Source organism: Microbacterium sp. GW823-FHT02G05, assembly GCF_058797175.1.
In genome coordinates, this window is the sequence record NZ_JBXAJK010000002.1 from 997,080 (window position 1) to 1,011,930 (window position 14,851).

Annotated in this window: 13 protein-coding genes; 4 read left to right on the top strand and 9 right to left on the bottom strand. The window is 68.1% G+C overall.

What is annotated here, in order from left to right; translation table 11 throughout:
- Positions 1–19: 19 nt before the first annotated feature.
- Positions 20–580 carry a GNAT family N-acetyltransferase gene (locus AC1REM_RS14715; protein WP_492515279.1) on the top strand — a complete coding sequence of 187 codons (561 nt, stop codon included), beginning with the start codon at positions 20–22 and terminating at the stop codon, positions 578–580.
- A gap of 101 nt (positions 581–681) precedes the next feature.
- Here the strand turns inward: AC1REM_RS14715 and AC1REM_RS14720 are convergent, their stop codons facing one another.
- From AC1REM_RS14720 to AC1REM_RS14760, 9 genes are all read right to left on the bottom strand, one after another.
- Positions 682–1,671, bottom strand: a complete 990-nt coding sequence (locus AC1REM_RS14720) for a methyltransferase family protein (protein WP_492515280.1) — start codon at positions 1,669–1,671, stop codon at positions 682–684.
- A 107-nt stretch (positions 1,672–1,778) separates the two neighbouring features.
- Positions 1,779–2,501, bottom strand: coding sequence for an alpha/beta fold hydrolase (locus tag AC1REM_RS14725; protein WP_492515281.1), 723 nt, complete (start codon positions 2,499–2,501; stop codon positions 1,779–1,781).
- A gap of 34 nt (positions 2,502–2,535) precedes the next feature.
- Positions 2,536–3,123 (bottom strand): TetR/AcrR family transcriptional regulator, encoded by a 588-nt coding sequence (locus tag AC1REM_RS14730; protein ID WP_492515282.1) that lies wholly within the window; start codon positions 3,121–3,123, stop codon positions 2,536–2,538.
- Positions 3,124–3,191: 68 nt separating this feature from the next.
- Positions 3,192–4,025, bottom strand: coding sequence for an ATP-binding cassette domain-containing protein (locus AC1REM_RS14735; RefSeq protein ID WP_492515283.1), 834 nt, complete (start codon positions 4,023–4,025; stop codon positions 3,192–3,194).
- A complete protein-coding gene (locus AC1REM_RS14740) occupies positions 4,022–5,830 on the bottom strand; it encodes a dipeptide/oligopeptide/nickel ABC transporter permease/ATP-binding protein (RefSeq protein ID WP_492515284.1) in 1,809 nt (602 codons plus the stop codon). The genes AC1REM_RS14735 and AC1REM_RS14740 overlap by 4 nt, the downstream gene beginning before the upstream one ends.
- Complete coding sequence (locus tag AC1REM_RS14745) at positions 5,827–6,768, bottom strand: ABC transporter permease (RefSeq protein WP_492515285.1); 942 nt, start codon at positions 6,766–6,768, stop codon at positions 5,827–5,829. The genes AC1REM_RS14740 and AC1REM_RS14745 overlap by 4 nt, the downstream gene beginning before the upstream one ends.
- A gap of 87 nt (positions 6,769–6,855) precedes the next feature.
- The gene (locus tag AC1REM_RS14750; protein ID WP_492515286.1) at positions 6,856–8,388 is read right to left on the bottom strand and encodes an ABC transporter substrate-binding protein; all 1,533 of its coding nucleotides are present in this window, start codon (positions 8,386–8,388) and stop codon (positions 6,856–6,858) included.
- Positions 8,389–8,597: 209 nt separating this feature from the next.
- Positions 8,598–10,907: an arylsulfatase gene (locus AC1REM_RS14755; protein ID WP_492515287.1), complete on the bottom strand. Its 2,310-nt coding sequence runs from the start codon at positions 10,905–10,907 to the stop codon at positions 8,598–8,600.
- 2 nt (positions 10,908–10,909) lie between these two features.
- On the bottom strand, positions 10,910–11,866 hold the full coding sequence (locus AC1REM_RS14760) for an aldo/keto reductase (protein WP_492515288.1): 957 nt from the start codon (positions 11,864–11,866) through the stop codon (positions 10,910–10,912).
- 117 nt (positions 11,867–11,983) lie between these two features.
- Here AC1REM_RS14760 and AC1REM_RS14765 point away from each other — a divergent pair, with 117 nt between their 5' ends.
- The 3 genes from AC1REM_RS14765 to AC1REM_RS14775 are packed head-to-tail and all read left to right on the top strand — an operon-like array spanning position 11,984 to position 14,825.
- Positions 11,984–12,733 (top strand): SDR family NAD(P)-dependent oxidoreductase, encoded by a 750-nt coding sequence (locus tag AC1REM_RS14765; RefSeq protein WP_492515289.1) that lies wholly within the window; start codon positions 11,984–11,986, stop codon positions 12,731–12,733.
- Between the two features lie 11 nt (positions 12,734–12,744).
- On the top strand, positions 12,745–13,863 hold the full coding sequence (locus tag AC1REM_RS14770) for a zinc-binding dehydrogenase (RefSeq protein WP_492515290.1): 1,119 nt from the start codon (positions 12,745–12,747) through the stop codon (positions 13,861–13,863).
- Positions 13,860–14,825 (top strand): aldo/keto reductase, encoded by a 966-nt coding sequence (locus AC1REM_RS14775; protein WP_492515291.1) that lies wholly within the window; start codon positions 13,860–13,862, stop codon positions 14,823–14,825. Before AC1REM_RS14770 ends, AC1REM_RS14775 begins: the two co-directional genes overlap by 4 nt.
- The last annotated feature ends 26 nt before the right edge of the window (positions 14,826–14,851 follow it).

Below are 14,851 nucleotides of genomic sequence, written 5' to 3' on the forward strand. Positions count from 1 at the left end.
GAGTGTCTACAGTCGCTCTATGAGCGACGAGCACCTTCTGCCGCAGACCGAACGACTCCGCTTGCGCTTTCACGAGGCGGATGACGCGAACGACCTCCTGCGCGTGTACAGCCGCCCGGACGTGGCGCGCTACCTTCTCGAGGAGCCCTGGACCGCCGAGCAGACCGCAGAGCGGCTGGCGAAGCGCATGGCTCGCCGAGACCTCCAAGGCGAGCCGCATTCCCTCTCCGTCGTGATCTCCGACATACAGGGGCGCTACCTCGGCGATCTGGCGCTCTGGCTGACGGATGTGCCGCACCGGCAGGCGGAGATCGGCTGGGTGATCGACCCCGAGCACGCCGGCCAGGGGTTTGCGACGGAGGCGGCCGGCGCGCTGCTCCGTCACGCGTTCATGCATCTCGGCGTGCACCGCGTCGCCGCGCAGATGGATGCTCGTAACGATGCCAGCGCGCACCTGGCCCAACGCCTCGGCTTTCGACGGGAGGCCCATCTGATCGAAGACCTGTACTGCAAGGGCGAGTACACCGACACCTTCATCTACGGGATGCTCGCGCGCGATCTGCCCGCGTCGCGTCCATGAAGGCGGCGGGCGGCCCGTTCACGCGAGCCGCCCGCCTCTGATCCCCCTCGGACCAGTCCTGCAGCGAGGGTGGCATCGATCACCGCCCTCGCGAGCCTCTTTCAGACCGCCGTAGCGACGAGCACGCGCGGGCTGCCCGGAAGCGCGACCTTCTCCTGGACGGCCCAGCCTGCATCGGTGAGCCAGCCGCGCACCTGCGACTCGGGGTAGACGACCGTGCCGTCGATCACGAGGTACTCCCCCGCGTGCACCGCGTCGAGTGCGCGCTGCTCGGCGTCGTCGTCGAGGAAGAAGTCGAGCACGGTGAGCGTCGCGCCGTCGACCGCTGCGGCGCGCAGGTTGCGGAAGATCTGCGCGTTCTCCTCCGCCGAGAAGCGGTGGATCACGTGGTTGGCGAAGACGACGTCGTATTCACCCTCGGGCGTCGCGGTCGCCGTGTCTCCGGTGGTGACGACGGCCCGGTCGGCCATCCCGGTCGCTGCGACGGCGTCGCTGACTCCTCCTTCGAAGCCCTCGGCGTACACGAAGGTCGTGTGCAGCTCCGGGTTCTTGCGCATGGCAGAGAGAGCGAACTCGGCAGTGAGCCCGCCGAAGTCCAGAGCGCGCGTGGCGCCGGCGACGTCCACGAGGTGACCGAACTGCTCGGCGTGCACCTGGTTGTAGGTCATGACGCCGGCCATGAACGTGCCCCAGCGGGCCTCATCCATCTCCAGCTTTCCCGGCTCGGTCGTGTCGACCGTGTGCGAGAACTGCAGCCAGTGCGGGTAGCTGATCTCGTTCAGGAAGACCATGAAGGGCGCGAGATCGATCTCGGCAGCATCCCCGGTCAGGTAGGCGGCCGCATCCGGCTCCACGGTGTAGCGCCCGTCGGCGCGCGTGAGCAGCCCCTTCGCGGCCATCGCGTCCGCAAGGATGTGCGCGATGCGCGGGGAGACACCCGTGCGGGCGGCGATGGCGTCGACAGTGTCGGCACCATCAGCGATCGCGGCGAAGAGTCCGATCCGGCTCGCTTCGAACAACTGCTTGGACGCCATGTAGCCCGTCGCGATGTCCAGGATGCGGGACGCGTCGGGGGCTGTGGGGTTCGTCATGGGAAGTGCCTTTCGTGAGGGTGCGCACGGTGCGCAGAGGAACACGTATTTCTACGAGCGTAGGAATTTCAGAGAAGGAGAATCCCCGGCAGAGAATCCACATGGGACTAGTCCGCGTCGAGGAAACCGAGGGTCGCAGCGACGAACTCCGGCGAGCGGAGCGCGGCCAGGTGATCACCGGGCACCCGCTGCACACCCGCATCGGGCAGGAGTGCGGCGAGATCGTCGATCCCGGCGGCCATCGCGTCGGCGTCACCACCGATCAGCAGCGTCGGCTGCGCGACAGGATGCTGCTGGGGGTCGAAGGGCGAGCCGCCGAGCCCCTCGACAACGTCGAACAGAGCGTGCGGACGATTGCCCGGAAGGCACGCCATACCCACGATCATGCCCGTCAGTGGGTCGGCGACGGAGTCGCCGGTCCGCACCGCGCGGCGCGCGCCCTCGACATCGACGAAGGAGAACGGCTCACCCGCGCTCAACCCGCCGAGAACCACACGACGCACCTTCACCGACGGGTGCGCCGCGAGATCCCATGCGAGCCGCGCACCCAGCGAGTAGCCCACGAGATCGACCTCGGCATCGCCACAGGCGTCTTCGATCGCCGCCGCCAGACGGTCGAGCACCTGCGGGGCCGGCTCGACGCCGAAGCCCGCGCTCTCCCCGTGGCCCGGCAGATCGATCACGACCCGCGGCTGATCCCGCGCCGCCAGCGGCGCGTCCCACGTGTCGTCCGGCCAGTCCGCGCCACCGTGCGAAGCGAACCCGTGCAGGAACACCACGGGACGCCCCGCACCCTCGCGGGTGTGAACATGAAGAGAATCCGCTGTCATCGCGCGCCAACCTTTCGAGAGGGGCGCGCCGTCGTCAGCGAAGACGCGCCAGGAACTGGTCGATATAGGCCTGATAGTCGGCGATCCGCTCGCCGTCCGGGTACATGAGGTTGATGACGGTTGCACCGACCGCGACCGAGATGTACTCGTTCGCCATCGCGCCGAAATCCTGCGCGCGGATCGCGCCCTCGTCGTGCGCCGCTTCCATTCGCGCGATCAGCGAAGCGCGCCAGGAGCCCAGGTGACTGCGGTAGAGATCGGCCAGCGCCTCGTTCGCCATCGCGTATTCCCAGAGCGCCAGCAGCACGCGCCCCGCCGAGATCTGCTCGACCGTACGCGGAACCGTCGCCTCCAGGAAGCCACGCAGAGCATCCTCGGCGCGCTCCGGCGTGGACCCGGCATCCTGCACGCCCTCGGACATCTGCGCGAGGATCGTCTCGAACGTCGCCGCGACGATGCTCTCCTTGCCCGGGAAGTAGTGCTTGAGAGCACCGTTCGCGAAGCCGGCCTCCGCCGCGATGCTGCGCATCGTCGCCGCTTCGAAGCCGCCCTTGAGGATGATCCGCTTCGCGACCTCGACGATCTCCCGTCGACGCTCGTCGTGATCGATGATCTTCGGCATGGCTTCCTTCCGCCGGTGTTGCGCGCTCGAGTTGTGCCACCGGGAAGGCGGCGTGCAGCCGTTGCCTGCTACCGTACCGGTGCATCGGCGACCTCACGAAGAGCGAGCCACTGGGCGCGGCGCTGGCGCTGAGTGATGGGGTCGGCGACGGGCGACGCCAGGCGAAGGCGTTCCGAGTACGGATGCTGCGGAGCTCGCGTCACCTGCTCCCCCTCACCGGTCTCGACGATCTCGCCGCGGTACATCACCGCAACCCGGTGGCATACGCGGCGCACGACGCCGAGATCGTGCGAGACGAACAGGTACGAGACACCGGTGTCGCGCTGCAACTCGATGAACAGATCGAGGATCGTGGCCTGCGTCGTGAGATCGAGCGCGCTGACCGGCTCATCGCAGACGATCAGACGAGGGCGCCGCACGAGTGCCCTCGCGATGGCGACGCGCTGACGCTGTCCGCCGGAGAACTCGCTCGGGTACCGCTCCATCGCGGTGGCGGGCAGCCGCACGCGGTCGAGCATCTCTCGCACACGCACGTCCGCGTCCTTGGCCGTCAGGCCGCTGGTCAGAAGCGGCTCGGAGAGGATGTCGCCGATCGTCATGGCGGGGTTCAGCGACCCGTAGGGATCCTGGAACACCACCTGGATGTCGTCGGCCAGCGCCCTGCGCCCTCGGCGCCCCAGTCCGCTGATCTCCGCGCCGTCGAAGCGGATCGATCCGGCCGTCGTGGGCGCGAGTCCGAGAATCGCCTTTCCGAGCGTCGACTTGCCCGAGCCGGATTCACCGACCAGGCCGAGGCACTCCCCCGGAGCGATCTCAAGCGAGACACCGTGCAGCGCGCGAAACGCGGTGCGCCCACGGCCGTAGTCGAGGACGAGGTCGTTCACTTCGAGGAGCGCGTTCATGCCGTAACCTCTGCCTTCGGATTCTGCGCCTTCGCGTCGAGTTCTGCGCGCCCGTCCGCATCATCGAGCGATGCGGCGATGAGCTCGCGGGTGTAGGGATCGGCAGGGGCCGCGAAGAGCTCATCGACCGCACCGGATTCGATGATCTCGCCCCCGCGCATCACGATGACCCGGTCGCAGACATCGGCGACAACACCGAAGTTGTGGGTGACGATCAACAGGGCCATCCCGTACTCGGCCTGCAGCTCGCGCAGCAGTTCGAGAACCTCGGCCTGCACAGTGACGTCGAGCGCTGTGGTCGGCTCATCCGCGACGAGGATCGAAGGCTTCCCCGCGATCGCGCCGGCGATCAGCACACGCTGCGCCATGCCGCCGGAGATCTGGTGCGGGTAGCTGCGCATCACGCGGACCGGGTCGGTGAGTCCGACGCGCGCCAGCATCGCGACCGCCCGGGCCTTGGCATCCGCCTTGCTCATGCCGTGGGTACGTCGCAGCGGCTCGATGAGCTGGTGACCGATCGTGTACGACGGATCGAGGTTGCTCATCGGCTCCTGCGGAACATAGCCGATCTCCCGTCCGAGCAGCGCCCGGCGTTCCGCCAGGCTCGCCGTCGTGACATCGCGACCGCTCACCCACAGCGCATCCGCGCTGGCCGTGCCCGTCGCCGGAAGCAGGTTGAGCACCGAGAAGACCGTCTGCGACTTGCCGGACCCGGACTCGCCGACGATGCCGACGACCTCGCCGGGCGCGACGTCGAGGGTCACGCCGTGCACGACCTCTGTGGTCCCGGTCGGTGTCGCATAGCTGACACGGAGGTTCTCTACCCGCAGCGCGGACTCCGCCGCGACGTGCCGGACCGTTCCGGTCGCCGGCAGCGCTGTCTCGGCATGGGCGGCAGCAAGAGCCTGCGCGCGCTCCCGGCGGCTGAGGCGCGGCGTGCGCACCTGCACGAGCTCGGCGAGCGTGGATCCCATGATGGCGAGCACCGCGATCGTGAGTCCGAGCGCGACCGACGGCCAGAGCAGCATGAGGGGGTAGGTGAGCATGAGGCGGAAGCCCTCGAGCATCATCGCGCCCCAGCTCGGCACATTCGAGTCGCCGATGCCGAGGAACTGCAGGCCCGCCTGCATGCCCATCGCGATACCCGCGGTGAGTGCGGTCTGGATGATGACCGGCGGATACACGGCCTTGATGATGTGCCGGAAGATGATTCGCGCGTCAGACAGCCCCGAGACGCGGGCGGCATCGATGTAGGCCTCGCCGCGGACCGCCATCGTGGTCGACCGCGAGATGCGGAAGTACCCCGGCACCATGAAGACGCCGACCGTCGCCATCAGGACGACGAAGTTGTTGCGGCTGCCGGCGGCGACCACGAGCAGAATGATCATCCCGGGGATCGACTGGAGCGCATCGCTGATCCACGTGGCGATCCGGTCGAAGACCCCGCCGAAGTAGCCGGAGGCGATGCCGGCGGGCACGCCGATCGCGAGTGCGGTGACGATCGTGATGAGGGCGCCCCACAGTGTGGTCGTCGTGCCGTGGATGAGGCGGCTCAGGATGTCGCGGCCCGTCGAGTCGGCGCCGAGGAGATGCTCGGGGCTCGGCGGCGCCTTCGCTGCCGCCAGGTCGACGAAGTTCGGGTCCATCGGCGCCAGGAGCGGCGCGAAGACGCCGACCAGCACGATGAGCGTGAAGATCACGAGCGGGATGATGCCGCCGGGGTGGCGCAGGAATCGCCGGAAGAGGCTGGAGCGCCGCTTCTGCGCGGCCTTGTCGTAGGCGACGCGGATGTCGGTCGTGGTCATGCGACACGCACCTTCGGGTTGATCCAGCCGAGCACGAGGTCGAGCAGGAGGTTGATGAGCACGACGAAGATCACAGAGATCACGGTGATCCCGAGCAGCATCGGAATGTCACCGTTCTGCGAGGACTGGTTCGTGAGCTGGCCGAGGCCGGGAAGGCTGAAGATCTGCTCGACGACGATCGCCCCCGACAGCAACCCGACGAACATCAGGGCGATGACGGTGAGGGCCGCGGGAGACGCATTGCGCAGGATGTGCAGGTTGACACGCGTGCTCGACAGGCCGCGGCTGCGCAGCGTGCGCACCCAGTCCTGACCGCTCTGCGCGATCACGGCGTTGCGCAGCTGCTCCGAGACGGCGACGATACCGCCGAGCGCCAGCGAGACCGCGGGGAGGGTGATCGAGCGCAGCCATCCGTCCACCGACTGCATCGGCGTGACGTATCCGACAGCCGGGAACCATTTGAGCTGCACGGCGAACCACATCACCAGCACCAGGCTCACCCAGAATCCGGGGAGCGCGAAGAGGACGACGGAGACGCCCTTCAGGATGCGGTCGAACCAGGTGCCGGGGCGAAGACCCGTGACCATCCCGAAGACCACGCCGACGATCGCGGTGATGAGAGTGGCGAATGTGACGACCGACAGCGTCACGGGCACCTTCAGTGCGAGCTGTGCGGACACCGGCTGGAAATTCCGCCAGGAGTTGCCGAAGTCCAGCAGCACCGCATGCGAGATCCAGTCGCCGAACTGCACGAGCAGCGGGCGGTCGATCCCGATCTTGGCAGCGAGTGCCTCCTGCTGTGCGGGCGTGGCGGTCGTGCCGAGGAGCGAGGCGGTCGGATCGCTGATCGCGAGATGCGCGAGGAAGAAGGTTCCGATCGAGACCGCGACGAGCAGGAGGATGCCGGACAGCACCCGCTTCGCCGTGAACATCAGCATGGGAGGGACCTCTCGGGTCTGGGGAGGGGGAGATGAGTGGGAGAGGGCGGATGCTCGCGGGTACCGAGCATCCGCCCTGGTCGGAGTTCAGCCCTGGGTGATGTATCGCAGGGTCGGGAACATCATGCCCACGACCGGCTGCAGCTGCACGCCTTCCGCGGTGTAGTAGATGTTGTTCGCCTGGTACCAGACCGACCACCATGCCTGGTCGACGAGGGCTTCGTTGAGTTCGGCGACTGCCGCCGTCTGGGCGTCGCCGCGCTCGGACTGCACCTTCTCCACGAGGGGCTTGAGCACCTCGTTCGATGCCCAGTCCGGGTTCGGGTTGTACCACTGCACGCTGGTGACCTGGCGGGCGACCGTGGCGACCTCGTTGCCGTCCATCGCGAGGAAGGAGATGAACATGGGGTAGTTCGGCGCGTTCAGCTGGTAGTCCTGCATCTGCATGTTGTCCCAGGTCACGGTGACACCCAGTTCGGTGAGCGTCTGCTCGGCCGACGGCTTCCACATCTCGAAGATGGGCGACATCGGCATCGTGATCTCGAAGCCGTTCGGGTATCCGGCCTCGGCGAGCAGTTCCTTGGCCTTGGCCATGTTGAATGCGAAGCGGTCGTTGAGCGCCGGGTCGTTGATGGTGCCACCGTCAGGGAACACCTGGTTGGTCGCGACTCCGGCACCCGCGCCGACAGCGGCGAGGATCGCAGCGCCGTCGAAGGCGTAGTTCAGCGCCTGACGCACCTCGAGCTTGCCGAGCGGTTCGCTCTTCGCGCCGGTGTGATCGGTGATGACCAAGCCCGCCCAGCCCGAGACACGCTGTGCGACGTTCCACTTCTGCTCTTCGGCCTGCGCCAGGTTGGCGACATCGCCGTACTGCACGTTGATCTGGCCGCTGAGCATCGCGTTGTGACGTGCCGTGGCGTCCATGATCGGGAAGATCGCGAGCTCGGCGAAGTCGTAGGTCTCCGCGTCCCAGTGCTCGGCGACCTTCGTGAAGTGGTATTCGGCGCCGGGGACGCTGGTGGTCGCATCGAGCACGTACGGTCCGGATCCGATCGGCTCGGCACCGAGGGTTCCGGCTTCGATGGAGGCCGGCGATGCGACGTAGCTGCGTCCGAGGCCCATGAAGTACAGAATCGTGTCGTCACGCTGCGTGAGGTTGATCGTGAGCGTGTCGTCGTCGACCTTCTCGAAGGACGCGACGTTGGTGTAGGCCTCGCCGGATCGCGCGCCATCCTTCAGGTACTCGAGGCTCGTGAGCACCGCGTCGACATCGACGGGGGTTCCGTCGCTGAAGACCGCGTCGGTGCGGATGTCGAGCTCGATCGACAGGTCGTCATCAGCGACGGTCCATCCGGTCGCGAGCGACGGGATCGGGTTGCCCTCGGCATCGAGGGCGATCAGCGTGTCGTACACGGCCGAGAGGTAGGGGCCGTCGAAGCCGATGTCGGCGAGGGCCGGATCCCACGACGTGATGTCGAGGAAGTTCCCGATGTTGAGTGCTTCGGGGCCGCTTGCGCCGCCGCCGCCGTCGGTCGGGCCAGGCGTTGCGGCGCCGGAGCAGCTGGTGAGTGCGAGCGTGGCGGCCAGTGCGGCGCCGATCGCCAGGGTGGTGCGTTTCATGGTTCCTTCTCTCGGGTGCAGGGAGGTGGTGAAGAAGGGTCGAAGCGACTCGCCACCGTTCCAGAGGTCCGGTTCCGACGTCACTTCGATGTGTCGTGCTGGTTAGTCTACACATGTGGAAAATGAGCGCAAGACACAAATCGCTCGCATTCTCGGGTACCTGTGCCGGGGACGCACGCGCCTTGTCTCAGCGCGCAGAGCTTCGGTCGTCAGTCAGCGATCCGCGCCGCGGCCTGGTCGATCTCCCGGAGCTCTGTCACGTCATGCGAGGATCGCTGACCCGGGACATAGCGCACCGAGAGCGGACCGGCGAACGGGTAAGAGCGGTGTCTCTCGTGGAGATCCCAATCGACCGGCCCTCCGTAGTCGTAGCCGACGCTGATGCCGGTGAACGGCGCCATCCCCAGCAGCATCGGAACTCGCGGAATGCGCGCCACCGGCACGTCGTCGGCCTCGAGGGTCAGGCTCCACCGCAGGTCGGGGAGCTCGTCCACCCGCAAGACGAGCCGACGCTCCCCCGCCGCGAGCGTCGCCCCGCGCGCGCGATGCATGTCACCGTAGGCGTTGTACACCAGCAGCGGCGCACCCGCATCGATCGCGACGAGATACCCGCCGCCCTGATCACCATGAGCGACGAGAACACCATCGGCGACGCCGACCGTCACATCGATTTCCACCGTGAATGAGCGCAGCACCGTCAGCGCCGCGGAACGATAGCGCTCGAGCGGTGGTCGCCCCGACGGCACGACCACCGGTTCCGCGAAAGCGCGCTCCGTCGCGGGGCGCACGCGGTGCAGCGATCCGTCGTCGTCCAGCGGAAACACGCCATTGCGCCAGGCCTCCGCGCGCCAGCGATCCGCCATGCGGGCGACCTCGTCCGGATGGGATGCCGCGAGATCGACGGTCTCCGTCGGGTCGGCATCGAGGTCGTACAGCTGCCACGCGCCGCCCGCGGCGCCCTCAGCACGCGTGGGCGGTCGCGTCGAGACGGCCTTGCGTCCACCCTGCAGCAGCGAGCGGGCACCGAAGCACTCGAAGAACTGCTCGTCGCGACCCGGCCCGTCGGGATCCCTGAGCAGCACGGCGATGCTCTGGCCGTCAGGGGCGACCGTCGGACGTCCGGCCCGTTCGGCGAGCGGCGCCGTGCCGGTGAGTTCGAGGATGGTCGGGGCGAGGTCGGAGACGAACACCGACTGGTGGCGCAGCCCGCCTCCGCGCCCTTCCCCCGCCGCTGGCCACGAGAGAATCAGCGGCGCATGCACCCCACCCTCGAGGAGCGACCCCTTGAACGCGCGGAACGGGGTGTTCGACACGCGCGCCCAGCCCGTCGGGTAGTGATTGAACATGCGCGGCCCGCCGATCAGGTCGATATCGCGCGGAACGTCGCGCACCCACCCCTCGGGGTCGGCGCCCATGCGCCCGAACTGCGAGAAGTAGCTGCGAGTTCCGCGCGGACCTCCCTCAGCGGTTCCGCCGTTGTCGCTCGCGATCACGATGATCGTGTTCTCGCTCTCGCCGAGCTTCTCGAGATGCGCACGCAGCCGCCCGACGCTCTGATCGACCTCGTCGACGGCGGCCGCGTACACCTCCATGTGCCGGGCGAACAGTGCGCGCTCCTCGTCAGACAGGGTGTCCCACTCGGGCACGAGCGACTCGTCGGCGAGCACGCCTGTGGGTAGCGCGGCATCCGATGACACGATCCCACGCTCTCGCTGTCGGGCGAACCGCTCCTCGCGCAGCACGTTCCACCCCGCCTCATAGCGTCCGCGGTACTTGGCGATGTCGACCGGCTTCGCCTGCACGGGCCCATGCACGGCGGTATGCGCGAAGTAGAGGAAGAACGGTCGACGGCCGCCGTTGACGCGCACGTCGTCGATCATCGCGATCGCCTCGTCGACGAGCTGATCGCCGAGGAAGTAGCCCTCGGGGAACTCGCGCACATCGACGACGGAGTTGTCGCGCACCAGCCGATGCGGATGATGCAGTGACGTGAAGCCGTCCATGCTGCCGAAGTAGCGGTCGAATCCACGTTGCAGCGGCCACGACGAGCGATCGGCACCGTCATGCAGGCGCGAGTCGGCGGTGAGGTGCCACTTGCCGACCATGAGGGTGGCGTATCCCCCGGCGCGCAGAGACTCCGCGAGGGTGGCTGCGTCCTCAGGGAGTGCGCAGGCGAAGCCGGGGTATCCGGGGTCGGTGTGCGCGACGAGACCGAATCCCGCGCGGTGCGGGTTGAGCCCGGTGAGCAGCGAGGCACGCGCCGGCGAGCACAGCGGCGCCGTGCGGTAGTCGGTGAACACCCAGCCCTCGGCGGCGAGTGCGTTGATGTGGGGGGTATCGATCTCGCTCCCGAACGGTCCGAGATCGCTGAAGCCGAGGTCGTCGACCAGCATCACGATGACGTTCGGGGCACCTTCGCGAGCCACAGGAGGCTGCGGCCAGAACGGCTCGGAATCGGAGGTGAACTCCCCCACGTGCCCGCGAAAGTGGCGATACGCATCCTGTGTCGCGTCACTCATGATCACCACGTCCCGTCCGCCCGCACGTCGCGGTCGACCCAGCATTCCATGAGCGCGGCACGCACGGCCGGGCCGTGCTCAGCCGCCAGGGCCAGCGCTGCGTGGTTCTCCTCCAGCTGCGCGACGCGCGAGGCACCGAACAGCACATTCGCCGTGGCGGGGTGCGTGAGGCAGAAGGCGATGCCGAGCGCGGCCGGCGTGACACCGAACTCCGCAGCCACGCGCTGCACCTCGGGGTAGATCGCCACGATCTGCTCGCGGATCCCGCCGACGTCTGCACCGATCTTCCGCTCGGGCGTGAGCTTTCCGGCGAGGATCCCGCCCTCGAAGACATCCGAGGCCTGCAGGCGCAGCGTGCCGTCTGCAAAGAGCGGACCATAGACATCCCCCTCTGCCATCGATCGACGCGCGATCCCGTACTTGAGCTGAGCGAAGCTCGGCCCGACCGCACCCTGCACCGCCGCTTCAGCGAGCGCCCCCTGGGTGTGTTCGATACGCCAGTTGTTGATGCCCCAGCTGTCGACGAGTCCCTCGTCGATCAGCGCATTGATGTCCTGGATCAGCTGCGGGATGGCGGGGGCGTCCATGTAGTCGCCGACGACGAGCGTGTCGAAGCGATCGAGACCCGCGCGCTCCAGGCTTTCGAGGAGCTGGGCACGGAAACTCTGGTTCGGCCAGTCCCAGAGCCAGAGCTTTCCGCAGAGCACGATCTCGGAGCGCGCCACCCCGCTGTCACGCAGGGCTTCACCGAAGAGAATGTCGGTCTTCGAGTTCTCGGCGTGCGGCCCCATGTTGTAGTAGGCAACGTCGAAGAAGGCGGCGTCGAGTTCCGCCGCGCGACGGATGAGCGCGACCGCCTCGTCTCGGGACATGCGGTCCCAGGTGTTCCACGAACCGAGCGCGAGCGGTGGAACGGGCGCGTGCCCGTCGAGGGTGCGTGCGGGGGCGGGCGTGCTCATGAAGACTCCTTCGTCTGGTCAGCTCGGCTTCGCCGGGTTCAGGTCGGTGAAACTCCGCGCTTGTGTTTTTCTATGTTTGTAGAATATAACGGACTTGTCGTCAGAGAGGACGAGAAGATGACCCCCATCACAGCCCCCCGCACACCCCGTCGCGTCTTGGTGACCGGAGCCGCCTCCGGTCTCGGCGAGGGCATCGCGCAGGCCTTCCGCGCCCTGGGCGACGAGGTCTACATCGGCGATGTCAACGCGGACGCTGCAGCCGCCGTCGCCGAGGAGATCGGCGCCACCGCGCTCGCACTCGACATCGGAGACGAAGCATCCGTCGCCGCGGCCGCCGCCCAGATCGCCGACGCCGGCGGACTCGACATCCTCGTGAACAACGCGGGCGTCGTCGCGGGAGGAGGCACCCTGCAGGAGGTCTCGGTCGACGCCGTCGATGCGGCTCTGCGCGTGAACATCCGCGGCACGTTCCTGATGCTGCGCACCTTCGGCCGCCTGCTCGCCGCACAGGGGCGCGGCACGATCGTGAACATCTCCTCCATCGGCGCCCGCCAGCCCACGCCGGGTCTCGGGCACTATGAGGCGACCAAGGCCGCGGTCGACGCGCTCACCCGCACCGCGGCGATCGAACTCGCCGGTCGCGGGGTGCGGGTGAACGCCGTCGCCCCCGGACCCGTGATGACTCCGCTGACGGCGGCGTTCGCCGAGAACCCCGATGCCCGCGCGGCGTGGGAGTCTCGCATCCCCCTGGGGTCGATCGCCGAGATCGATCAGGTGACCCCTCTTGTGCTCTTCCTCGCGAGCGACGCCGCCAGCCACATCACCGGAGTCTCCGTACCGGTCGATGGCGGACAGCTCCTGGTCTGAAAGGACGATCGATGACTCTCCCCACCCACACCCGCGCCGCTGTCCTGACCTCGCACCACGAGCCGCTGACACTGCAGGACCTTCCCCTTCCCACAGAGATCGAGCCGGGAGCCGCGCTCGTGCGCATCGCCTGCACCACGCTCTGCGGCACCGACATCGAGATCTGGTCGGGCAAGATGACGTTCCCCGGGATGCTCCCCATGGTGCTCGGCCACGAGATGGTCGGCGAGATCGTGGCGACCGGACCGGACACCCGCGATGCGCTCAGCCGGCCGCTCTCCCCCGGCGACCGCATCGGCTGGTCGGAATCGACGTGCGGTGAATGCCACGGCTGCGTCGTGCTGCGCGAACCCGTCGCCTGCTCCCGCCGCGGCTACGGCTTCCTGCAGCGCGCCGACGTGCCGCCGTTCGCGACCGCCGGCCTCTCGGAGTACGCCTATGTGACGCCGGGCGCCGCCAAGCTGCTCCTCCCCGCGAACATCAAGGACACCTGGGCGTCGATGGCCGGATGCGCCGCCAAGACCGTGCTGCGCTCCTTCGAGCGCGCCGGACGCATCCGCCCCGGCGCGAAGGTCGTGATCCAGGGCTCCGGTGCACTCGGGATCTTCGCCACGGCCGTCGCGAGCATCGCCGGTGCCGGGCAGGTCATCACGGTCGGCGCCCCCGCCGCACGCCTGCAGCTCGCCGCGCGCTTCGGCGCCGACGCGACCGTCGACTTCCGCGAGGGGCCGGTCGTCGAGCAGGTCATGGAACTCACCGGCGGCACGGGTGCAGACTACGTCTTCGACTTCGCGGGCGCCCCGAGCGTCGGCCCTGATGCCGTGGGCATGGCCGCCCAGCGCGGCACGATCGTGGTGGTCGGATCCACCGGACCTGTCGGGGATGTCTTCCCGCTGAGCGCGGTCATGGGCAAGGAGCTCACGATCGTGGGCTCCCTCAACGGCGACATCTCGGACTACTCCCGCGCCATCGACTTCTTCTCGGCCTTCGCGGACCGCTTTCCCTGGGATGACCTCTTCAGCGCGCCGGTTGGCCTTGACGAAGCATCCGAGAAGCTCGTGCACATGGACCACCTCGACGAGGTCAAGGCCGTCATCGACCCCCGCCTCTCTCGAAAGGTCTCCTCATGACCGCCGTCACCTCCCTGCCGCTGCGCGAGATCGGCCGCAGCGGCGTGCACGCCTCGCTGTTCTCTCTGGGTTCCTGGCACACCTATGACCGCATGGATTTCGCCGAGGCGGTGCGGATGCTGCGCGACGCCGTCGACCGTGGCGTGAACCTCTTCGATGTCGGCGTGTATGCCGCTCCGGGCATGCCGCCCGTGTTCACGGACGTGATCTTCTCCGCGATGGTGCGCGCCGCCGGGCTCGCCCGCGACGAGTGGCTGCTCTCGTCGAAGCTCTGGCTGGAGGCGTTCGGCGACGACGGCTTCCGCCCGCAGCTGGAACATGCTCTGATGCGCGTCGGCACGGAGCACGCCGATCTCGTCATCCTCGGCGATCTGCGTCGCGATGACCTCGACCTCCGCGATCTCGTGCTGGATCTCGCAGGGCTCGCCGAGTCGGGGCTCATCCGCGCCTGGGGCGTGAACAACTGGTCGGCGACGAACATCCAGCGTCTGATCGACATCGCCGCGGCGGAGGGCGTTGCCGGTCCGCAGATCGCGCAGCTGAAGTACAGCGTCTCGCGCCGCTCGATCCCGGACGGCACACCCTTCGCCCGACTCTGGGAGCAGGGACTCACCCTGCAGGCGTCCGACTGCCTGGAGGGCGGCGTTCTCGCCGGCAAGGTGAACGGCGCACGCGAGATCGGACGCGACCCCGGTGGCATCCGGCAGCGCATCATCGATGACGTTCCCGCATTCGCAGACCTGGCTGCATCACTCGACGTGAGCCCCGCCCAGCTCGGCCTCGCCTTCACGCTCACGCATCCGGCGCTGACGACCACGCTCTTCGGCGCATCCAGCGTGGAGCAGCTGCACGCCAACCTCGATGCGGCGGCCCTCGTCGACCGCGTCGGCGCCGCCGAGCTGCGCCGTCTCGTCGAACCGTTCTGGGCCGACCGCGACATCGTCGACCCCGAAGGCCCCTGACCTCCCACCCATCCCCTTTCACAAGG